The 22292-nt window shown below is 72.9% G+C and carries 15 protein-coding genes and 1 tRNA gene; 7 read left to right on the top strand and 9 right to left on the bottom strand.

The features are described 5' to 3' along the window. Window positions 1-271: 271 nt before the first annotated feature. The gene (locus IF99_RS0127145; protein WP_031000442.1) at window positions 272-1036 is read right to left on the bottom strand and encodes a dioxygenase; all 765 of its coding nucleotides are present in this window, start codon (window positions 1034-1036) and stop codon (window positions 272-274) included. Window positions 1037-1241: 205 nt separating this feature from the next. Here IF99_RS0127145 and IF99_RS0127140 point away from each other — a divergent pair, with 205 nt between their 5' ends. Further along, on the top strand, window positions 1242-1763 hold the full coding sequence (locus IF99_RS0127140; protein WP_031000439.1) for a MarR family winged helix-turn-helix transcriptional regulator: 522 nt from the start codon (window positions 1242-1244) through the stop codon (window positions 1761-1763). A 610-nt stretch (window positions 1764-2373) separates the two neighbouring features. On the opposite strand, the gene IF99_RS0127135 is transcribed toward IF99_RS0127140, so the two are convergent. Together IF99_RS0127135 and IF99_RS0127130 are read right to left on the bottom strand one after the other, a co-directional pair. After that, on the bottom strand, window positions 2374-3957 hold the full coding sequence (locus IF99_RS0127135) for an MFS transporter (protein WP_037827716.1): 1584 nt from the start codon (window positions 3955-3957) through the stop codon (window positions 2374-2376). A 461-nt stretch (window positions 3958-4418) separates the two neighbouring features. Next, entirely contained in the window at window positions 4419-5231 is an 813-nt protein-coding gene (locus tag IF99_RS0127130) for a TetR/AcrR family transcriptional regulator (RefSeq protein WP_031000434.1), read from the bottom strand. Window positions 5232-5557: 326 nt separating this feature from the next. Between IF99_RS0127130 and IF99_RS0127125 the strand changes: the two genes are divergently transcribed. After that, window positions 5558-7090 carry a M6 family metalloprotease domain-containing protein gene (locus IF99_RS0127125; protein ID WP_234340876.1) on the top strand — a complete coding sequence of 511 codons (1533 nt, stop codon included), beginning with the start codon at window positions 5558-5560 and terminating at the stop codon, window positions 7088-7090. A gap of 212 nt (window positions 7091-7302) precedes the next feature. Continuing rightward, window positions 7303-7378 (top strand) — tRNA-Arg (locus IF99_RS0127120). A 579-nt stretch (window positions 7379-7957) separates the two neighbouring features. Here the strand turns inward: IF99_RS0127120 and IF99_RS0127110 are convergent. Continuing rightward, window positions 7958-8629, bottom strand: a complete 672-nt coding sequence (locus tag IF99_RS0127110) for a class I SAM-dependent methyltransferase (protein ID WP_031000429.1) — start codon at window positions 8627-8629, stop codon at window positions 7958-7960. Window positions 8630-8734: 105 nt separating this feature from the next. Beyond that, entirely contained in the window at window positions 8735-9205 is a 471-nt protein-coding gene (locus tag IF99_RS0127105) for a glycine-rich domain-containing protein (protein WP_199806571.1), read from the bottom strand. Between the two features lie 390 nt (window positions 9206-9595). Between IF99_RS0127105 and IF99_RS0127100 the strand changes: the two genes are divergently transcribed. Then, on the top strand, window positions 9596-10354 hold the full coding sequence (locus IF99_RS0127100; protein ID WP_031000424.1) for a hypothetical protein: 759 nt from the start codon (window positions 9596-9598) through the stop codon (window positions 10352-10354). Between the two features lie 253 nt (window positions 10355-10607). Here the strand turns inward: IF99_RS0127100 and IF99_RS0127095 are convergent, their stop codons facing one another. Both IF99_RS0127095 and IF99_RS35510 read right to left on the bottom strand, forming a co-directional pair. Next, window positions 10608-12539, bottom strand: a complete 1932-nt coding sequence (locus IF99_RS0127095) for a hypothetical protein (protein ID WP_031000422.1) — start codon at window positions 12537-12539, stop codon at window positions 10608-10610. Window positions 12540-12790: 251 nt separating this feature from the next. Continuing rightward, window positions 12791-15427, bottom strand: coding sequence for a D-alanyl-D-alanine carboxypeptidase (locus IF99_RS35510; protein WP_031000420.1), 2637 nt, complete (start codon window positions 15425-15427; stop codon window positions 12791-12793). A 201-nt stretch (window positions 15428-15628) separates the two neighbouring features. Between IF99_RS35510 and IF99_RS0127085 the strand changes: the two genes are divergently transcribed. The 3 genes from IF99_RS0127085 to IF99_RS0127075 all read left to right on the top strand — a co-directional run bounded on the left by IF99_RS0127085 (window position 15629) and on the right by IF99_RS0127075 (window position 18073). Beyond that, the gene (locus IF99_RS0127085) at window positions 15629-16336 is read left to right on the top strand and encodes a GOLPH3/VPS74 family protein (RefSeq protein ID WP_031000418.1); all 708 of its coding nucleotides are present in this window, start codon (window positions 15629-15631) and stop codon (window positions 16334-16336) included. Window positions 16337-16748: 412 nt separating this feature from the next. Further along, entirely contained in the window at window positions 16749-17624 is an 876-nt protein-coding gene (locus tag IF99_RS0127080) for a helix-turn-helix domain-containing protein (protein ID WP_031000416.1), read from the top strand. Between the two features lie 245 nt (window positions 17625-17869). Then, the gene (locus IF99_RS0127075; protein WP_031000414.1) at window positions 17870-18073 is read left to right on the top strand and encodes a DUF397 domain-containing protein; all 204 of its coding nucleotides are present in this window, start codon (window positions 17870-17872) and stop codon (window positions 18071-18073) included. A 166-nt stretch (window positions 18074-18239) separates the two neighbouring features. On the opposite strand, the gene IF99_RS0127070 is transcribed toward IF99_RS0127075, so the two are convergent. Next, complete coding sequence (locus tag IF99_RS0127070; protein ID WP_031000412.1) at window positions 18240-19481, bottom strand: ADP-ribosylglycohydrolase family protein; 1242 nt, start codon at window positions 19479-19481, stop codon at window positions 18240-18242. 178 nt (window positions 19482-19659) lie between these two features. Continuing rightward, entirely contained in the window at window positions 19660-22239 is a 2580-nt protein-coding gene (locus IF99_RS0127065) for a bifunctional FO biosynthesis protein CofGH (protein WP_107049023.1), read from the bottom strand. Window positions 22240-22292: the final 53 nt, after the last annotated feature.

The raw sequence follows: 22292 nt of genomic DNA, 5'->3' as shown, positions 1-22292 counted from the left end.
GGCGGGTACGGGCCGCGAGCCCCGGCGGGCGAGGGTGACCCCCAGCCTCGTCATCCCTGCCAGGCCGCACCTCCCGCTCCCCCGCCCCACCTTCATCAGGGACGCCCCCTTACCGTCTCTACCGCCCCGGCCTCGGCGGGACGCTTTCGCGCTCGCTTCCCGTCCCTCCCCCTCCAGCAGCGCCCGCGCCACCGCCCCGCATCCCTCCCCTTCCAGCACCCCCCGCGCCACCGACCGACAGCCCCCACGCCGGAGAGGTCGGGCTCCGGAGTCAGCCGAATTGGAGGGAGCGCTTGGCGAGGCCCAGCCAGAAGCCGTCGATGACGCTGCGGCGCGTGTCGAGCTCGCCGGTGGCGTCGGCGGCGCCGAGGGTGACGAAGAGGGGGGCGAAGTGCTCGGTCCTGGGGTGGGCGAGCTGTCCGGCCGGGGAGGTGTGGCGGAAGTCGAGCAGGGAGTCGATGTCGCCGCCCTCCAGGGCCCGCCTGCCCCAGTCGTCGAACTCCCTCGACCAGCTCGGCACGCCTCCTGGGTGGCGCAGTACGGCCAGGTTGTGGGTGAAGAAGCCGCTGCCGACGATGAGTACACCCTCGTCCCGCAGCGGGGCGAGCTTGCGGCCGAGGTCCATGAGGCGCTCGGGGTCGAGCGTGGGCAGGGAGATCTGGAGCACGGGGATGTCGGCGTCCGGGTACATCTCCACGAGGGGGACGTAGGCGCCGTGATCGAGGCCGCGGTCCTCGACGTCCTGGACAGGGGTGCCGGCGCCGCCGAGCAGTTTGCGGACCGACTCGGCGAGCCACGGGGCGCCGGGGGCCGCGTACTGGACCGCGTAGTAGCGCTCGGGGAAACCCCAGAAGTCGTGGACGAGGGGCAGGGTGCGGGTGGCGCCGAGGGCGAGGGGAGCGTCCTCCCAGTGCGCGGAGATCATCAGGATCGCGCGAGGGCGCGGCAGCCCGGCCGACCAGGCGGCGAGCTGGCCGGGCCAGACCGGGTCGTCGGCGAGCTGCGGGGCGCCGTGGCTCAGGTAGAGCGTGGGCATACGGGTGGCGGCGGGGGCCGGAGTCGGCATCCGTGGACCTGCTTCCTTCTCGTGCCCTTGGCCCGGGATCGACGCGGCCCGCGCCAGGCAGTCAAGATGCTTGAAACATCAAGCGCTTTTCACGGGACGAGAGTACGACAACATTGTTTAAACTTCAATAAGGTCGTCGGGTCGCCAGGTGGCCCACCGTGAGGAAGAGGCAAGGATGAGCGAGGGGAAGACACCCACCCCCGCCCCCGTCCCCGGGCCCGTGTGGCTGGGAGACGCCGAGCAGGAGGTCTGGCGGGCGTTCAGGCAGGCGACGACGTTGCTGGACGACCACCTCGACCGGCAGTTGCAGCGCGACGCGGGGATGCCGCACGTGTACTACGGGCTGCTCGTCACGCTCTCCGAGGCACCCGGCGGGCGCCTGCGGATGACGGAGCTGGCCTGCCGGGCGAAGATCACGCGCTCCCGGCTCTCGCACGCGACGGCGCGCCTGGAGCGGAACGGGTGGGTGCGGCGCGAGAACTGCCCCGGCGACAGGCGGGGACAGTTCGCCGTGCTCACCGAGGAGGGGGCGGAGATGCTGCGGCGCAGTGCGCCCGGCCACGTCGCCGCCGTACGGAAGGCGCTCTTCGACCGGCTCGACGGGGACCAGCAGCGCGCCCTGGGCGAGATCATGCGGACGATCGCCGAGGGCCTCCAGCCCACAGCCCCGGACAGCGACCTGCCCTGGCTGCGCTGAAGCGGCCCGGGGGGCAAGGAACGGTCCGCGAGGTCTCGGCGGCGAACGGGGGCGTCAGACGTGGACACCGGGCGGGAGACGGGGTGAAGGGCGGGAGACGGGGGCGAGGGCCCGGCGGGCGGGGCGAGAGGCGGGGGACCAAGAGGACGAGGGTGAGCGGGCCTTCGGGCCCGGCGCACCGCACGGTCCCAGACGCTCAGCCCCTCCTCTCAAGGGCTGCCCCGTACGCGTACGCACCGCTCGGTCCCCGTATACGAGGCTCCGCCCACGCTGAGCCGCGCCCGCCTGCCACTCAGCCTCATTCCAATCCCGCGCCGCCCCCACGCTGAGCCATCCCCGCCCCGATCACCCCCCACTCCCCCGCCACCCGGAACGCCAACGGCCCGGCGGCCGGGGGCTTGTAGCCCCCGGCCGCCGGGCCGTTCGTATCGCGTGGTCACCACAGGCGTCCCGACTCGGCGAGTCCGGCCCGCAGGCCCGGTCGGCAGGCTCAACCCGGCCCGCCACAAGCCCCGCACCGGAACCCGCGCCTCACCGGAACCCGTGCCCCACCGCGCCGACCGCGCCGCGCGCAGGCCGCGCCGACCGCTCAGTGAGCGATGACCGCCGCTCAGTGAGCGATGACCGGGATGTCCACGATCTCGGTCTCCGCCGACCGGGCGTCCGCCGCCTTGGCGTCCGCCGTGTCGCCGTCGCCGCTCGTCGCGGCCGGGCCGCTCTTGCGGTTGCCGGTGGTGACGAGGGTGAAAGCGAGGGTCGCGGCGACCAGGAGGATGCCGACGGCCCACCAGATGGCGTTGCTGTAGCCGTGCACGAGGGCCTGCGCCTGGAGGAGGCGGGCGTCGCCGCCCTTGCCCGCGTGCGAGGTGAGGTACGCGGTCGTGGCCGAGGCCGCGATCGTGTTGAGGAGCGCCGTGCCGATCGCGCCGCCGACCTGCTGCGAGGTGTTGACCATCGCGGAGGCGACACCGGCGTCACGCGGCTGGATGCCGTGCGTGGCGAGCGACATGGCCGGCATGAACGCCGTACCCATACCGAGGCCCAGCATCAGCTCGGCCGGAAGGACGAGGCTCGCGTAGCCGGAGCCGACCTCCATCTGCGTCAGGAACAGCATGCCGACCGCGGCGAGGAGGAAGCCGGGGCCCATGAGGAACCGCGCGGGGACCCTCGTCATGAGCCGGGCGCCGATCTGCGTCGAGCCGGTGATCATGCCCGCCATCATCGGCAGGAAGGCGAAACCGGTCTTGACCGGCGAGTAACCCTTCACGACCTGGAGGTAGAAGGTCAGGAAGAGGAAGAGACCGAACATCGCGATGATCGCGAGGCCCAGCGAGAGGTAGATCCCGCCCCGGGTGCGGTCGGTGACGACGCGCAGCGGGAGCAGCGGGGCCTTGACGCGGCCCTCAACGAGGAGGAAGAAGCCCAGGAGCACGACGGCGGCGACGAAGCTGCCGATCGTCACGGAGTCGCTCCAGCCGTCCGACTCGGCACGCGTGAAGCCGTAGACGAGCGAGACGAGACCGAGGGTCGAGAGCAGGACGCCGGGGATGTCGAGCGAGGCGCGGTTGCGCTGCCCCTTCGGCTCGGTGACGACGAAGATGGCGCCGAGCGCGGCGACGATGGCGAACGGCACGTTGACGAAGAAGGTCCAGCGCCAGTTCAGGTACTCGGTGAGGAAGCCGCCGAGGATGAGCCCGACGGCACCGCCGCCACCGGCGATGGCGCCGTAGATGCCGAACGCCTTCGCGCGCTCCTTCGCCTGCGTGAAGGTGACCGCGAGCAGCGAGAGCGCCGCGGGCGCGAGCAGGGCGCCGAAGACGCCCTGGAGGGCGCGCGAACCGAGCAGCATGGCCTGGCCGCTGGCGGCGCCGCCGAGCGCGGAGGCCGCGGCGAAGCCGATGAGGCCGGTGATGAAGGTGCGCTTGCGCCCCCACATGTCGGCTATGCGGCCGCCGAAGAGGAGCAGTCCGCCGAAGGCGAGGGCGTAGGCCGTGATGACCCACTGGCGATTGCCGTCGGAGATGCCGAGGTCCCGCTGGGCGCTCGGCAGCGCGATGTTCACGATCGTGCCGTCGAGCACGACCATCAGCTGGGCGAGCGCGATGAAGACGAGAGCCCTCCAGCGGCGCGGGTCGGGCGCCGCCGGATCGGCGTGCGAAGCGGCCGTGGGGCCGGTACGGACGGTTTCTGACATGGGGAGATCCACCTCGGGACGCGGGCGCGCGCCATCGTTCGGCGCGGCGCCGTGGAGGGTGACAGGAAGGACTGTGGAGGGTGACGGGAAGGACTCAGGGGCCGGTGGGCGACATCGTCGTACGCCGCACCGTGCGGTGGGTTGCGACCGGATGAAGACGAGGAGTCGGCAGACATCGGCCCGCAGGGGCCGAGACCTTGACCGGTCGGGTGTGCGAAACGTTCAGGAGCTGGGGGTGGTACGGGCCCGTGGGCCGCGCGGCGCGCGGTGCTACGGGCGTGGCGCGCGAGCGCCGTGCGCTCCCCTACGGGCCCGGCACACCACGTCGCGTGGCGGTACGGGCCACGCGGGCACGGGCGCGCTCTCGCGCGGTGCGGCGCCGCGCCGTCCGGCCCGTACGCGGTACGGGGCGCGGCCGGCGACGGTCGCCCGCCTCGCGAGGGGCCGTCGGGGAAGAGCCGTCAGGGGGTACGGAGAGCCTCCAGGGTGGCGGCGCTGCCCGGCAGGGGCGAACGGGCCGGGGCCCGCAGTCCCTCCAGGAAGAGCTGAAGATGGCGGTGGACATAGCGGTCGTTGAGGGCCGCGGTGCAGCCCGGGAGTGGCCGGGCGAGCTGGGAGAGGACGAACATCAGGTCGCCCCCGCCGACGTCGGGGCGCAGTTCCCCGGCCTCGCGGGCCCGGCCGAGCAGTGCCTCCACGCCCGCCTCCAGGCGGGTGCGGGCGGCCCGCAGGTCCGGGTGTTCGCGCTCGGCCTCGTCGGCGTTCGCGCTGAGCATCCCGCACATGGCCCCCGCACGGTCCTCGACGGCACCGTGCGCGAAGACACAGAGCGCGTCGAAGGGCCCGGACAGGGTGAGCGCCTCCTCCGCCCGTCCGGCGGTCCGGTCCATGACGGACCTGACCACCTCGCGGACGAGGGCGGAACGGTCGTGGAAGTGCCGGTAGACCGTGGCGTTGCCGACGCCGGCGCGGCGGGCGACCTCGTCGATCGAGACCTCCGCGCCGTGCTCGGCCGCCATCTCGCGCGCGGCGTCGATGATCCGCTCGCGATTGCGCACCGCGTCGGCACGCGGCCGTCCGGCCTTCTTCCCCGCGCAGCCTGCTTCGCACGAGGCCCCCGCGCCTCCGGTACGGGAACGGGCCGCGTCATCGGCCGCGACACCGCGCGTGCCCTCGGCCGCGCCGCTGGTCGCGCCATGGGGCACACCGTGTGTCGCGCCGTGGGGCACACCGCTGGTCGCGCCCTCGGTCATGTCCTCGGTCATGGCGAGCACCGCCTCCTCCCTTCCGGCCCCGGGGGCCCTCGCGCGCGGGCCGCTGCCCGCTCGTACGTGCGTCTCGTGCGGGGCCTCCGCCGAAGCGGTGCCCCGAGTCCTGCGTGCCTCAAACGGGGACTCACTCCCCGGCTCGTGGCGACACCTTCCTAAACGGGGACGGCCTCCCCGGAAATTTCCCTCACCGTGTGTGACCTGCATCACACAAAAACCACCGATCGGCCGCACCCGGCGCGCGCCCCGCCCCTCCCGCCCGGAGGCTGGCCGGGAAGGGGGCAGCCTCGCAGGTCAGGACGGTGGCTGCCGCGAACGGAAGGCCGGTACGCATGGAGCAGCCGACCAACGGGGCGCCTTCCCCCTCGGACCCGATACCCGGCCGGGGCGGCCGGGACAGCCGGAAACACACACCGGACGACCCGCACCCCGCCCCAGGCAGGGCCCACACCCGCCCTACCGCCCGAAGCGACGCGGCAGGCGCCGCTACGCCCCCTACGCCCGCCTCCGCCTCGTCCACCTCGTCCGCGACCTCCGCCCCGTCCGCTGCCTCCGCCGGGCCCCCCGCCTCCACCGCCCCCTCCTCCCGCCTTCGCCGTGCCGCCCGCCTGCGGCGCGGGATCGCGGTCGCCTCCCTCGCCCCGCTCGCCGTCGCCGTCACCCTCAGCACGACGGGCTCGGGCTCCCCCGACGCCGCCGGGCACTCGGCCCCGGGGCCCGTCGCCGCCGGGGGCGGGGACGGCGTGGACGCGTGCCGGATCACCGGGCCGCTCGGCACACAGATGTCGGAGGGACTGCCGACCACCGCCGGGTACACGCGCTCCACCGGGCGCGTGCGCGCGCTCAACCTCCTCGTCGACTTCTCCGACGCGCGCGGCGAGGGCTCGGTCGACGACCGGCTCGGCGAGTTCTTCCCGCAGACGACGCGGTGGTTCGAGCGCAGTTCGTACGGGCGCCTCGACTACCGGCCGGAGACGCCCGTCAAGCGCTGGCTGCGGATGCCCAAGCCGTTCTCCGCGTACGGGATAGAGCGCGGCGCGCCCTTCGAGCCGGGCTACCGCCAACTCGTGCGCGACCTCGTGAAGATCTCCGACCCGCTCGTGGACTTCGCCGCCTACGACCTCGTGAACGTGCTCGTGACGCCCAACGCCGGGCCCTCCGCGCTCGACACGGTCCTCTCCGTGACCTTCGCCGGCAACCGCGAGGCGCCGGTCGCCGACGGCGTCCCCCTCGCCAACACCAGCTTCCTCTACAGCCGTCAGGACGACGGCTCCGGCTCCTACCCGCGCACGGGCTACCGCGTGCTCCCGCACGAGAACGGCCACGTCTTCGGCCTCCCCGACCTCTACACCCAGGACGGCGGCGGCGCGGTCGGGCACTGGGACATCATGAGCGAGGACTGGGGGGCCAACAACGACCTGCTCGGCTGGCACAAGTGGAAGCTGGGCTGGCTCGACGACAACCAGGTCGGCTGCGTCGCCTCGCCGGGGACGTACGACTTCACGGTGGCGCCGCTCGCGGCGGCGGGCCACGGCAGGAAGCTCCTCTTCGTCCCCCTCTCGCGCACGTCCGGCATCGCCGCCGAGGTCCGCACGCGCGGCGGCAACGACGACAGCGTCTGCAAGCCCGGCGTGCTCGTCTACCGCGTCGACGCGGACGTGGACACCGGTCAGGGCCCGATCACGGTCGCCGACTCGAAGGAGAGAAGCGGAGGCTGCACCCGCACCCCCAACGTGCACGCCGAACTCTCCGACGCCCCCTTCGGCGTCGGCGAGACATACCGCGACGACGGCTCACGCACCCGGGTAGAGGTACTGGGCAAGACGGAGAACGGGGACTACCGGATACGGGTGCACAAGGACTGAGAACCCCCACGCCGGGCGCCCCTGGCCCCAGACGCCCGGGGGATCAGAGGCCCACGGCCCGCGACGAGCCCCCTCCGCAGCCCCGTGGCCCCAGCCACCCGCTCTCGGCGGCACCCCGCCCCCGCTCCCCACCCGCTACACTGACGGCGGCCACCGGCACCCCGCCGACGGCCACCGGCGTCCTGGCTCAGCCCAGCTGATCCCAAGACCCCGCCTTCGTAGCTCAGGGGATAGAGCACCGCTCTCCTAAAGCGGGTGTCGCAGGTTCGAATCCTGCCGGGGGCACCAGTTCCACCAGCCGTTTCGGCGGCGTAGGCCCAGGTCAGAGAAGGTTGACCTGGGCCTGCCGCGTTCTTGGCGCACTCTCAGGACACTTCAGCGCAGCTTCGGTACGGTCTAAGACACTCCCCGCGCAGGGTCGCGGCCCCTAAATTTCCCCTAAACGATCAAGGGGGAATTGCAGGTCGGGAGCGGGAATGGCGAGGCCCCCCTCACTACAGGTGGGGGTCTGGGGGCCTCTCTATGCCGGACGCCCCTCGTCGAGAGCCGCCTCTAGAAGGCGCACCGGCAGTCTCTGAAGAGGTAGACGGTTCACCTACGCCCAGAGATGTATGCGGAAGTCGTCACTCACTCCAACTGGCCGACGCGGTAGGTGTCGAGCGGCGCACGATCCAACGTTGCGAGCGCGGCGACCGAGACCCCGGGTACGGCGAACTTCTCCTCATCGCGCCCGCCCTGAGCTGCGAGGTGCGTGACCTGCTGCCGTGAGCCCCCGGTCGGCCCTGCGCTCCGGCCGGGGGCTGTGGCGTCCCGCCCTCGACGGCGGGGCGTGCGGGGAGTCAGGAAGGTCCGCTACAGGGCGGGGGGTCAGACCGCCTTGCGTGCTGTGACGAGGAGCGTGCCGACTTTGCGGCGCCCAGGAGGGGCGGGGACCACCTCGGTGGTGACCGCCGAGTACCCGGCGTCAGTCAGCAGGTCGCGCCATGCCTCGGGTGTGTAGTCCCAGCGCCGCACGACGTGCGGGTCTTCGTCCTCGCCGCGGGGGATGTATGACGCCTGGCAGCCGTAGCAGCCGGGCGTCGGCGGTCGGTGGGAGAAGGCGAGGGTGCCGCCGGGTGCGAGGCGCTCATGCACGAGGGGCAGGGAGACGGCGGGGTCGGTGAACCACAGGACGCCGTGCACCGAGTAGATGGCGTCCCACTGCTTGTCGGCTTCCCGAAGGAAGGCGTGGGCGTCCGCCCGAGCGAAGGTGAGTCCAGGGGTGCCTCCCCACCGAGCTTGGGCCGCGTCGAGCTGGGTCGGCGAGATGTCGATGCCGGTGGACGGCGCGCCGAGGGTCGCGAGGTGTGCGATGTTCCCCCCCTTGCCGCACCCGAGGTCGAGGGCGGTCCGGCCCGGCGAGAGGTTCAGGAGTTCGGCGCCGGGACCATGGTCGGGGTATTGGGTCCAGTTGAACCAGGTGGACTGTCCAGCGGCGTTCGTGGCCCGCCGTTCAGGGCGAGTGCGGGCGTAGGTGTTCCAGGCGAGGGTGTCGCTCACGTTGCTCCGCTCCTGCGTCCAGCCACCCGACGAGGTGCCGGGCGGCTGGAGTCTTGCGCATCGTGTGTGCGGGCGCCACCTTGTGGGGTCACCCGCGGGAGTTACTTACTTCTTGGGGTTGTTCGGGCTGTCAGTGCAGCCTTCGTGGCACTGCGAGCAGTCGGCGGCGGCGAGCCATAGCTCGGTGTCGAGCGTGAAGCCGGCGTCTTCGATGGCGGACATCGTGCGGGTGAGGACGGCGGCGGCTTCGCCGGGGGTCTCCCCGGCGTTCTCGGTGGGAACGTGGTGGACGAATCGGCTGGCGACTCGCTCGCAGTACCGGGCGTAGTCGACGGTGTGAAGGATGAAGGTGTGCCAGCCGATGTCCACCAGGCGGCTGGGTGACATGCCCTGTCCGGGCGTGCGTCCCGAGGTGGCGACGAACGCGAGGGTCTGGTTGACGATGCGCTGGGCCATGCCCGGGGTGATGTCCGGGTGGTCGGCGGTGATGCGGTTGGCGAGCCGGTTCCTCGTTTCGCGGTCGAGGAGGGTGCTCGGGTCGGTGGCGCCCACGGGGTGTGCGATCGTGCTGGTCACGCTGAACCTCCTGATGTGGGTACTCCTGGCGCCTGCGCCGCGCAGATGTCAGGTGGAGCGTGTGCGGCGAACCCTGGGTGCTCACGCGCCTTTGCTGCTACAGCACCGGTAGCACTGGCAGGGCGGGAACGCGGCCGTGAACAAGGGCGCGTCGGAGGGGGCGAGGACGCGTTCTCGCACCTCGGTCCTCTCCCCGTTTGCACTGATGCGGTACACCCGGATCGTGAATCCAGCGCGTCCGGTTGCTGGGTCATCCCCTGGAGTCGTCGTCACGCATTCACCAAGCGCCGATCACGCAGAGTCGCGCGACGACAGAGAAGGCGTCAAAGCGGCGACCAAGGGGGCGTCAAATGGGTGTCGCTCCACCCCCCTCGGCACTACCGTCCTCGTATGTCGACGCCCAACGCTGCTCTACGCGCGGTCCGTCTCGGACTGCTGATGTCCCAAGACGACTTCGCTCGCGCCGTAAGAGAGGCAGGCACGCGTGTGGGGGAACCCAACGACGCGAACAAGAGGCTCATCCAGCGCTGGGAGGCTGGAACGACCCAGGCCCCTCGCCCCGTATACGCGCGCGCCCTGGAGTCCGTTACTGGCCTCCCTATCGAGGCCCTCGGTTTCGCGCCCAGGCTGATCCTGGATCAAGTCACCGCTGACGGGAAGGGCGGGCATGACCTGGGGACGGCGCCCTCTGGGATAGCTCCTCCCACGGCCCAGCCCTCGTCCGACACCCGGACGCGCAGTAACTACTCGGGCGTGTGGCTCTCGCGCTACGAGTACTTCTCCAGCGGGCGAGATGCGACATTCACGGGCCTGCACTACGTCGTGCTGCTCCAGCACGGGGGACGACTCACGGCGCGCTCTCTGCCGGGCTCGTCCGACAGCCCGTTGACCATGGACCTGGAAGTCGACGGCCATGTGGCAACCGGCACCTGGACGGAGCAGACCGCCACCTCGGGGCACTACCGTGGCGCCCGCTACCACGGCGCGATTCAGCTGCTCATCGAACCGACCGGCCGCCGTATGAGCGGCAAGTGGGTCGGCTTCGGCCGGGAGTTCGACGTCAACACCGGCCCCTGGGAACTCGTCTACCAGACGGCATCCACGCACCAGAGCGCCCTGCACGAGTACAACCGCAGGCCCGACGCCTGACACGACGAAGACCCCCTCGCCGCGCGTGACGGGGAGGGGGCTGCGCTCAGCCGGCGAGGCAGTAGGTGACTGTTGCCGGGGCCTCGGGTGCCGAAGACCAGGGCGGTGGCTCGTCCGCCCCCAGCGTGGCCCAGCGCCGGGAGGGAGAAGCTTCGGGGGGAAGAGCGCCGCCCTCGTGAGAAATGGCTGGGCGGGGACGTGTTCGTGCACGGGCCCCGCTCTCCCCGTCCTACCGGGCCCGCAGTGGCTCGGTTCAGTTTTTCGGGGCCGGGGACGGGGGGCGGAGTTCTTCGGGGCAGGGGGTGCCGCGGGGGATTTGGTAGGGGCCGGCGATGTGGTAGGTGCCGGGGTGGGGGGCGAGGAGTTCGGTCCACTTGTCGCCGGACTTGTCCTCGGGGGTCTCGTAGAGGCAGCCGTGGAGGTTGCGGAAGGTCTTCGGGGTGGAGTCGTCCTCGCGGTTCTTGGACGCCTCGGTCTCCTGGGGGGCGGGGTAGCTCTTGCCGTTCTTGTCGACGACGCTCAGCCACGGCGAGTACGGGATGCGGATCAGGACGCGGCCCGGGGTCGTGACCTTGATGACCAGCTCGGACTGGCCCGCGCTCGTGACCGTCGCGGGGGGCTCGGCGAGCTGGACGGGGTGCTCGACCTCGTACACCTGCCAGTTGGCGTCGGCCCAGAGCAGATCGAGGTAGGGCTGGCCCGCCGCGATGAGGGCGCGTTCGCGGGTGGCGCCGTCGCCGTCGGGCTTGTCGTCGCTGGAGGGGAGGACGACGAAGTGGACGGCCCAGCGCTTGAGCCACTCGTGGTAGTTCGCCGAGTTGAGCGTCGAGTCGTAGAAGAGCGGGTTGCGCTCCATGTCGGCCTGGCGGGTCCAGCCGCGTGCCAGGTTGAAGTACGGGGCGAGCGCCGAGGCCTCGCGGTGGCCGCCGGTGGGGACGACCTCGACGCGGCCCTTCTCGGCGTCGTGGCGCTGGAGCTGGTGGATCAGCGGGGCGAGTTCGCGGCCCCAGGAGGCGGCGGGCGTCGTGTGGACGATGTCGTCGGCCGTCTTGAGGCCGATCCAGAAGGTGAACCCGCAGATCGCGACGATCGCCGTCCACCAGCGCCAGCTCCGCGCGCGCAGGTGCGGCAGCGCCGCGACGAGCACGACGCCGCCGAAGAGCATCGCGAGCCGCGTGATGTTGCTGCCGATCTGCGAGCTGATGATCCACACGCCGAGCACCACGACGAAGTAGACCGCCGACGTGATCCGTACCGTCAGCCAGTCCTTGGGGACCAGGAAGAAGCAGAGGAGCGCGAAGAGAAGCGGCAGCGACGACGAGCTGAAGGACATCGGCTGCGTGCCGGAGAAGGGGAAGAGGAGCGTCGAGGCGCCGACGACCAGGATCGGGGTGATGCCGAGGACGTACGCGCCTTTGCGGCGTTTGCACAGGAACATCGCGACGGCGACGAGTCCCACGTACAGGCCCGCGACCGGGGAGCCCGCCGTCGCGAGCGCCGCGCACAGCGCCGCGGTGACCGCGCGCGTCCTGCGCGCCCCGCGCCACGCCTTTGGCCAGGTGAAGACGGCGGCCACGGCGGCGATCCCGAACATCAGGCCCAGGCCGAAGGTGACGCGCCCCGAACCGGTGTTGCACAGCAGCGCGTAGACGCCCGCGAGGGCCACCAGGTGCGGGTTGCGGACGGCGCGGATGCGGCAGGCGCAGTACGCGATGAGCCCGGCGGAGACCGTGCTCGCGAGCATCAGCGTCGTCCGCACGCCCAGGACGTGCATCAGGTACGGCGACACGATGCTGTACGAGACGGGGTGCATCCCGCCGTACCAGGCGAGGTTGTACGCCGAGTCGGGGTGGCGCCCGACGAACTCCGCCCAGGCGTCCTGCGCCGCGAGGTCTCCCCCGCTGTTCGCGAAGGTGAAGAACCAGACGAGGTGGAGGACGGCGGAGAGGGTCGTGGCGACGGTGACGGGGTGGACCGCGAGGCGGCGCCAGCGGGAGGGAGGCGCGGGGGAACGCTCCGGGGCCGGGGCCCGCTCCCCGTCAGGGGCCCGCTCCCCGCCAGGGGCCCGCTCCCCGTCAGGGGCCCGCTCCTCGCCAGGGGCCCGCTCCGCGTCCGCGTCCCGGGGTGCGCGCGCCCGGCGCGCCCCGTCGACGCCGTCCGCTCGCCTCGGCTCCGCAGTGGCCACCGAAGGCCCTCCCAACCCCGTGCCGCTCGCTCCCGGTCCCGCCGGGTGGCCTTCGCGACCGCCTGTCCGTTCTGCCCCGATCCGGTGACGCTAGCACGCGCCCCGTGACGGGGGGCGGGGAGGCCCTCACCCCCCGTCGGTCACGGGCCACGCCCGGTGTTCGGCCCCGCGAACCCCCGCGAACCGCCACGAGCGGGGGCGCCGGAGGGGTCCGCCACTCGGCCGAGTGAACCGCCGCTCCGGGCCCCCGCTCACCCGAGCCGGGTGAGCTTCGCGCCGAGGCCCGGTTCGCTCAACGCCGACCGCAGCACGACCGGGATCTCGACCGCGCTGCTCGTGCCGTCCCCGGCCCGCAGCACGCCGACCTTCGTCCCCGCCGGAGCCTCGTGCGGCAGCGCCGTGCCGTCGTCGACGAGCTTGAGCCGCACGGTCAGGCCGGGCCAGCCGACCGCCGTGAGGTCCTTGGCCGCGACGACGGGCGTCGCGCCGCCGAGACCGTCGTCGACAGTACCGACGACGTCCCCCTTCTTCACGATCTTTTCGGCGACGAGGGTGCCCTGCGCTGCCTCGATGAGCGTCTTGCCCGCGTTGAGCGCGCCGGTGAGGATCGAGTTGTCCTCCGGGGCGGGCGGCTGGGCGAGCACGGCGCCGACGATGGTGCGGGTGGTGCCGCCGACCTCCTTCGTGGCGGCGTAGAGCAGGTTGCCGCCGGCCGCCGTCGTCGTCCCGGTCTTGATGCCGACCGTGTTGTTCATCGGGACGAGGCGGTTCCAGTTCGTCTGCGTCTTGCCGTTGCTGTCCACGTACGCGGGCATCCGCACGACCTCGCGGAAGAGCGGGTCCTTCATCGCGACCTTGCCGAGCTTCACCTGGTCCTCGGCGGTGGAGACGGTCGTCTTGTCGAGGCCCGAGGGGTCGGTGTACGTGGTGTTCTTCATGCCCAGTTCGTCGGCGGCCTTGTTCATCTTGGCGACGAAGTCCTTCTCGGAACCGGCGTCCCAGCGGGCGAGCCGGCGGGCGATGTTGTTCGCCGAGGCGAGCATGATCGCCTCGATCGCCTCCTTCTGCGAGAGCTTCTGGCCCTCGTGGACGTCGACCGTGGACTCGTTCTGCGCGGACAGGCCCGCGTCGTCCTCGGCCTTCTTGTCCATCGTGATGCTCGCCCCGTCGCTGCCCTTCTTGACCGGGTGGTCGCGCAGCACGAGGTAGGCGGTCATGACCTTCGCGACGCTCGCGATCGGCACCGGCTTCTGCGCGCCCGAGCTGCCGAAGCTGCCGAGCCCGTCGACGTCCATCGCGGCCTGCCCGCTCTTCGGCCACGGCATCGCGGCCGCCTCGCCGGAGAACCGGTACGTGGTCGCGGCGGTGAGCGAGAACGTGGGCTGCGGGAGCGGGCGCACGGCCTGCACGACGCCGAGGACGATCACCACGAGCAGGACGAGCGGCGTCCAGATCTTGAACCGCCGCACGACCGTGCGCATCGGGGTCTCGGGCGGGGGCGGCGTGTTGGTCAGCTCGGCGAGCAGGTCGAGCGGCGCCTTGGGCGGCATCGGCTGCTGCCGGGTCTCCTCGGCACCGATGGCCGTACCGGCCGGGATCTCGGCGGTGATCGAGGCGGGGGTCGTGGGGCTCGCGGAGGACGGCGTGGAGCCGGCGGTGGTGTTGTCGGGCTGGGACGCGGTGTAGCCGGCGCCGAAGGGCGAGGACTTGCCCCCGTCCGCGTCGGAGGACTCGGAGGACCTCCCGGCGGCGGAGGATTTCGCGGCGGTGGCGTCGGAGGGCTTGGCGCCGGGCTTGGCGGCCGGGGCGGCCTTCGCCTGCTTCTTCCCGGCCTTGCCGGGGGTCTTGGCCGGAACTTCCCCGGGGGCCTTCTCGGCGTCCTTGTCGGCGGCGCGGGGCCCCTTCGGGCGCAGCGCGGCGGGGCGCGCGTCGTCGAGCGGGCGCAGCGGGACGAACGTGCTGGTGCGCTCGGCGGGGGGCTCCTCGTCGGGGAGCGCGCCCGCAGGCTCGACGGACTCGGCGGGCCTGGACGACGCGGGGGCGCCGGACGGCGTGGGGGACGCGGTCTCGGGGGCGTCCTCGGACGCCGCCTTACCGGCCGTGCGCTTCGCGGCGTCCTCGGGCGCCGCCTTGCCGGCCGCGCGCTTCGGGGCGTCGCTGAGCTTCGAGCTCGGGGCCTCGGCGTCGGGGAGCTTCAGGACGGTCGTGGTGTGGTCGACCGGAGGGCGCACGACACCGAAGAGGGAGAGCGATGTGGTCGGGGTGTCGACCTTGTGGAACGAGAGACCACGGGTCGCGGTGGCGGGCTTCGGCTCGGGAGCGGGCTTCGCCCCGGAGGTGCGCCCGGCCGCGGACGCGTCCGGCTCCTCGGCGGCAGGCTCCCGCTCAGCCGCCTCGCGCTCAGCCGCCCCGGCCGGTCGCTCGGGCTCCTCGCCCGGCTCCTGCCGCCGCTCGGCGGGCTTCTCCGCCGTCTCCGGCCCCGGTGCTTCCTCCCGTACGGGGCGCTCACCGGCCCGCGCGGGCGCGGACTCGCGCACCGGGGCCCCCGTACCGCCCGGCTCCTTGCCGTCGTCCTCGTGCGCCCCCCGTGCCCACGAGGGGCCCGCGGGCTTCGCGGCGGACTTCCCGGCCGGTGCGGCGGGCTGCTCGGCCCGTGCCGCCGGATCTCCAGCCTGTGCCGCCGGTCCCCCGGTCCGTGCAGCGCGCTCCTCGGCGGCCTGCCCGGCCTGCTCCGCCTCGTCGGCCGACCGCACCCACCGCGCGACCTCGCCCCGGCGGTCGTGGGGGCGCGAGACGGGGATGCCTCCCCCCGTTCCCGTCGTACGTGTCCGGGCACTCCCCTCCGGTGTGTTCTGCTCCTGTGCCCTGTCGGGGGACTCGCCCGCCACCGATGCCTCCTCCGTAAGCCGCGCGCACGCACGCGAACCGGTCGTGCTGCCGAACCTCTACCAGTGTCCTTGGCACCGCCGCGACTCGGGCTCGGGACAAGAACGACATATGTACGCGTTCCCGCTCGTAAAGGTCAGGCACCCTCGACAGACCAATGTGAGAGGGGTCACCCTGTCAGACATCCACGCGGGGAGGCATGGATGGGCAAGAGCCGCAGAACACTTCCGGAGGAGCTTCTGCTGCTCGCTCTGGACCCGGCCACGGGTACCACAGCGCAGCCGCAGTCGCTCGACCTCGGTCTGGCCGGAGCACAGCTCGTGGAGCTGGCGCTGGCCGGACGGATAGCCCCGGACGGGGACCGGATCGCCGTGGTCGTACCGCGGCCGACCGGTGATCCGACCCTGGACCACGCGCTTGAGCTGTTGCGCAGGCGTGGCGCCCCGGTGCGCGCGGTCCACTGGATCGGTGGGCCACGTCTCGGGCTGCGTCAGACGTATCTCTCGCACCTGGAGCGCATCGGCATGGTCACCGCCGTCGCGGGCCAGATGTGCGGGGTGCTGCCGACGACGCGCTACCAGGCCGCGGAGACGTCGACGAGCAGGGAGATCAGGTCCCGGCTCGACACGGCGATCCGCACCGGCGTGCCACCGGACCCGCGCACGGCCGCGCTCGCGGCCCTCGCGCACGCGGTGGGCCTCGGCAAGCACCTCTATCCCGGCAACGAGGGGCGCTCCTCGCGCTCCCGGCTGCGGGACCTGATCCGGCACGACCCGATGGGCGGGCTCGTGGCCCACGCTGTCATGGACGTGCAGAACGGCGTCGCCGCGCCCGCACGGCGCGGGCAGACCCCGGGCCGCGTCCCGTCCCAGCCGCAGCGCGCGGCGACGGTGAGCACGGCGGTGCGCTGACGCCACCGCGCCGGTCCGAGTCCGCAGTGGCCGTACGCGCCGGACCCGGACGGTACGACGCGTCCGGGGCGGGCCGGGCCGGGCAGGCGACGGCTCGGGCCGCCGCGGACACGTACCGGCCACCCGTCCGCGCGCACCGGCCGCCCCCGGCGCGTACGGACACCGCGGACTCGTACCGCGCCACCCGGCCCCGTGCCGCCTCGGTACGCGGCCGGAACGCGCCACGCCCGGTCCCGTACCGCCCGAGCGCCCCCTTACACCACCGGGCGCCCCTTCGTCATGCCCGTCCGCGGATTTGGCTCAACTCGACTGTTTCCCGCCCGGGTACGGCGTGTCGGTGGCACCCTGCTGAGCAGCAGACACGCGCCGCCTCGTGCGGGGCGGTGAAGAACGCGAGCCGGAGGTGCCCGCCGTGGCGTCCAATGTCAACCCCACCGTCAGGCGTCGGCGACTGGGTCAGGAGCTGCGCAAACTGCGCGAGGCACGGAACATGACGGCCGAGGAGGTCGCCGAGCGCCTGCTCGTCTCGCAGTCGAAGATCAGCCGCCTGGAGAACGGGCGGCGCAGCATCAGCCAGCGCGATGTCCGCGACCTGTGCGGGGTCTACGAGGTCGAGGACCTGCGCATCGTCGACTCGCTCATGCAGATGGCCAAGGACTCGCGCCAGCAGGGCTGGTGGCACACCTTCGGTGACATCCCGTACTCCATCTACATCGGCCTGGAGACGGACGCGGCGAGTCTGCGGATCTACGACCCGCAGGTGGTGCCGGGCCTGCTCCAGACACCCGAGTACGCGCACGCCCTCGTCACCGGCGCGCTGCCCGAGACGGCCGCCGCCGACATCGAGAAGCGGGTACGCGTGCGGATGGCGCGCCAGGACCGCGTCAGGGACGTCAACGCCGAGAAGCCGCTGCGGCTGTGGGCCGTCATCGACGAGGCGACACTGCGCCGCAGGGTCGGCGACGCGGACATCATGCGGGGGCAGCTGGAGCACCTCGTCAAGATGTCCCACCTGCCGCACATCACGGTGCAGGTCATCCCCTTCGAGGTCGGCGCGCACCCGGGCCTCAACGGGCAGTACGCCGTGCTGGAGTTCCCCGACACGGCGGACTCCAGCGTCGTCTACATCGAGGGCGTCGTGAGCGACCTCTACCTGGAGAAGGCGGCGGAAGTCGAGCAGTACAGCGTCATGTACGAGCACCTGCGGGCGATGGCGCTCAACCCCGATGTCAGCCGCGACTTCATCACGCGTGTGGCGCAGGAGTTGTACGGGGCGAGCGGGGAATGAGGGGGCTCGCGAGGTGAAGTGGCCGCGCGGCGCGGGACGGTACACCCTTTCCCGCGCTCGCGGTAGGGACCTCTGGAATATGCCATCCGGTCGGGTGAACGATCGCTTTCGGCGGCGCGGGGGACGGGTAGCGTCCTTCACGCCACCTGGTGCGGCCCGAACAGGCACGTCAGGGGGCGTCCCGGCGCCCGTCGGCCGTTCCGGCGGGGGCATCGCCATCATCTCGCACAACCGGAGCAATTCTCATGGCTATTCAGCACGGTCGCACCAACGAATGGGTCAAGTCCTCGTACTCGACGGGTAATGGCGCCTGCGTCGAGGTCAAGTCCCCTGTCACCGCCGCCGTCTCGGTGCGTGACTCGAAGGTCTCGGAGGGCCCCGAGCTGGGTTTCCCGGCGGCCTCCTGGGGCACCTTCGTCACCGCCGTCACCCGCGTCCCCGGCGCCTGATCCGCCGACGACGCCCCGCGGCGCCCTTGGCGCCCGCGGTGCCCGCACCCCCGCACTGCCGCTTCCCGCCCCGTACCGGGTGGGCCGTGGCGGCACGAGCCCTCTCGACCGGTCCGCCGTCCTGGCCGAGGGGGCTCACGCATGTCCGCGACCGCCGCGCCCCGCTTCACAGTTCGCGCGGGTAGCGCTCCAGCCAGGCGAGGACGGCCCGGTCCGGCCCGTGCAGCGCGGGGCCCTGGGTCATCTCCAGGGCGAAGTCCTCGGCGAGGGCGAGGAGGCTGCCGCGGCCTTCGAGGGCGGGGAGCCAGTCGGGGGGCAGGGCGGTGTCGCCGTGCGCGGCGCCGAGCAGCGCGCCGCACAGGGCCCCGCGTGCGGCGGAGTGGGGGCCGTGGCCGACGGCGAGCAGCAGGCCGGTCCGGATGTCGGGGGCGACGGCGGCGGCCCAGACGGCGAGCGCGAGGCCGCGGGCGGGGGAGCCGTCGCCGTACAGGGCGGCGGCGCGGACGCGGTCGGGGGCTCCCGCGCGGGCGGCGTCGAGCGCGGCGGTGAGGGCCTCGGTGACGGGCTCGTGCCCGGGGTGGCGGGCGAGGAGCGGCAGCGCGGCCCGTACGGCGTCCTCGGCGTCCGCGCCCCGGGTCAGGGCGTGCACGAGCAGGGCGTGGGCCCCGGCGGTGAGCGTGGAGACGGGGTGCCCGTGGGTTTGCACCGCGCATTCCAGGGCGAGTTGGAGGACGAGCACGGGGTCCCAGCCGCTGAGCAGTCCGAGCGGTGTGGAGCGGGTCGCGGGGGCGAGGCTCAGGGCGCGCGGGTTGCGAGGGCGGTCGAGGGTGCCGGCGCCCGCGTCGCCGAGCGCGGTGAGGCAGTCGCGCTCGGGGGCGCGGCGGGCGTAGAGCCACTCCTCGCGGGCGAGCCAGCCGTCGGCCGTACGGCGCTCGTCGGGACCCCACTCGTGCTGGGTCGCGTACCAGCGGCGGTAGGCGGCGTGCAGATCCGTGGGCGGGTGCCAGGCGCCCGTGTCCCGCCGCACCTGCGCGCGGATGAGCCCCTCGGTGGTGAAGAGCGCGAGCTGGGTGTGCGCGGTGACGGTCCCGGCCCGCCCGCCCCCCGGCACGGCGAGCAGATCCCCCGGCCCGTTCGCCCAGAACGCCTCTCCCCCGGCCACGTCGAGCGGTGCCCCGAGCGCGTCCCCGAGCGCGGCACCGAGCAGCGCCCCGCGAATACGGGCCCGGTAGTCCTGCTGCTCGGGACGGCCCCAGACGGGCTGCGGGCCGGGGGGCGGGTCGGAGGGAGCCGGATCGGCTCCGGGCCGGGCCCGCGTCCCCGGAGCGGTCTCCGCTCCGGGCGGCTGCCGCGCTCCCGGCGGGGTGGCGTCCGCGTGGCCCGCCCTACCGGGTGTCGCGCTGCCCATGGGCTGCCGCCTCCTTCACCGCTGTGGGGATCTCGCACGCTAGCGGGTGCGGGGAGGGGGTGTCACGGGGGACGCGGGGGCGCGCGGGGGCGACAGGTGTACGGGTACGGGACCCCGCCTCATGAGGGCGGCGGCCCGCACCCGTACACGTGGCCGGTGAGCGCGCTGCTCCCGCCGGTCAGTCCAGGACCGGGAGGAGGTCCGGGAGGTGGCCGTCGGAGGCGCGGGCGGCGGTGACGCGTTCGGCGGGGACCTCGCCGTAGGTCGTGGTGCGGGGGTGGTGGGGACGGCCCGCCGCCTCGGCGATGGCTTCGAGGTCGCGGATCGAGCGGTACGAGCCGTAACGGGAGCCCGCCATGCGGGAGATGGTCTCCTCCATCAGCGTGCCACCGAGGTCGTTGGCTCCCGAGCGGAGCATCTCCGCCGCGCCCTCCGCGCCGAGCTTCACCCAGCTCGTCTGGATGTTGGGGATGTAGGGGTGCAGGAGGATGCGCGCCATCGCGGTGACCGCGCGGTTGTCGCGGGCGGTCGGGCCCGGGCGGGCGATGCCGGCGAGGTAGACGGGGGCGTTGGTGTGGATGAAGGGGAGCGTCACGAACTCCGTGAAGCCACCGGTGCGTTGCTGGATCGAGGCGAGGGTGCGGAAGTGGCCGAGCCAGTGACGGGGCTGGTCGACGTGTCCGTACATCATCGTGGAGCTGGAGCGGATGCCGAGTTCGTGCGCGGTCGTGACGACGTCGATCCAGTCCGCCGCGGGGAGTTTACCCTTCGTCAGGACCCAGCGGACCTCGTCGTCGAGGATCTCGGCGGCCGTGCCGGGGATCGTGTCGAGGCCCGCCTCCTTCGCGGCGGTGAGCCACTCCCGGACCGAAAGGCCCGTGCGTGCCGCCCCGTTGACGACCTCCATCGGCGAGAACGCGTGCACGTGCATCCCCGGGACGCGTTCCTTGACCGCGCGCGCGATGTCGAAGTAGGCGGTGCCCGGCAGGTCGGGGTGGATGCCGCCCTGCATGCAGACCTCGACCGCCCCTACGTCCCACGCCTGTTGGGCGCGGTCGGCGACCTGGTCGAGGGAGAGCGTGTAGGCGTCGGCGTCCGTGCGGCGCTGCGCGAAGGCGCAGAACCGGCAGCCGGTGTAGCAGACGTTGGTGAAGTTGATGTTGCGCGTGACGATGTAGGTGACGTCCTCGCCGACGGCGCTCTTGCGGATGTCGTCCGCGACGCGGCACACGGCGTCGAGCGCCGGACCGTCGGCGTGCAGGAGGGCGAGGGCCTCGTCGTCGGTGAGCCTGGTCGGGTCGTCGGCGGCGACGGCGAGCGCCTGCCGCACGTCGGTGTCGATGCGCTGCGGCACCATCCCCGGTGCCGCCTGCTCGCGCAGGGCCGCCCAGTCCCCGTACACCGCGTCGAAGTCACCGCGCCTGTCGCTCGTACGGCCCTCCGTGTCGATGGCCGTGTGCAGGTCGGTACGGCCGCTCGCGGTGAAGCCCTCGTCCGGCTCCTGCCAGGGCAGGCCCTCGGGGCGCGCGTCGGGGCGCGCGAGGCCGGTCTCGGGGTCGGCGAGCGCGCGCACGTGCGGGAGGAGGCGCGGGTCGAGCCAGGGCTCGCCGCGCTGGAGGAACTCCGGGTAGATCGTGAGGCGTTCGCGCAGCGTGAAGCCCGACTCGGCGGTGCGCGCGGCGAGTTCGTCGATGTGCGGCCAGGGGCGCTCGGGGTTGACGTGGTCGGGCGTGAGCGGTGAGACGCCGCCCCAGTCGTCGATGCCCGCGCCGATGATGAGCGCGTACTCCCGGTCCACCAGGTTCGGCGGCGCCTGGATGCGCGCCTCGGGGCCGAGGAGGTGACGGGCGACCGCGATGCACGCGGCCAGCTCCTCCAGTTCCGCGTCCGGCATCGCGCGCATCGCCGTGTCCGGCTTCGCGCGGAAGTTCTGGACGATGATCTCCTGGAGGCCGTGGTAGGCGCGCTGGACGCGGCGGAGCTGGAAGAGGGAGTCGGCGCGTTCCTCGTACGACTCGCCGATGCCGATGAGGATCCCGCTCGTGAAGGGGACGTTGCTGCGGCCCGCGTCCTCCAGCACGCGCAGGCGCACGGCCGGTTCCTTGTCCGGGGAGCCGTAGTGGGGGCCGCCCTTCTCCGACCACAGCCGCGTCGCCGTCGTCTCCAGCATCATGCCGAGCGAGGGCGCGACGGGCTTGAGCCGCTGGAGGTCGGACCAGGACATGACGCCCGGGTTGAGGTGCGGGAGGAGACCGGTCTCCTCCAGGACGCGGATCGCCATGGCCCGTACGTACGCGAGCGTGTCGTCGTAGCCGTGCGCGTCGAGCCACTCGCGGGCCTCGGGCCAGCGGTCCTCGGGCTTGTCGCCGAGCGTGAAGAGCGCTTCCTTGCAGCCGAGCGCGGCGCCCTCGCGGGCGACGTCGAGGATCTCGTCCGGCGACATGAACATGCCGTGGCCCTCGCGGCGGAGCTTGCCGGGGACGGTGACGAAGGTGCAGTAGTGGCACGTGTCCCGGCACAGGCGGGTGAGCGGGATGAAGACCTTCTTCGAGAACGTGAGCACGCCGGGCCGGCCCGCCGCTTCGAGCCCCGCGTCGCGGACGCGCGCCGCCGAGGCCGAGAGGTCCTTCAGGTCGTCGCCCCGGGCCTGGAGCAGGACGGCGGCCTCTGTCACATCGAGCGCGACCCCGTCCCTCGCCCGCCGCAGCGCGCGGCGCATGGCGGATTCGGTGGGCCGGGAGGGGTGCGGAGCAGTCATGACGTCGAGCATAGGACGGAGGCGGGGCGAGCGGAGGGGGGCCTGCCGGTGGG

The sequence above is a fragment of the Streptomyces sp. NRRL F-5630 genome (genome assembly GCF_000719475.1).
In the GTDB taxonomy this organism is placed as follows: domain Bacteria; phylum Actinomycetota; class Actinomycetes; order Streptomycetales; family Streptomycetaceae; genus Streptomyces.
The sequence above is the reverse complement of the archived record's forward strand: the minus strand, read 5'-3'. Positions and strand labels throughout refer to the sequence as shown.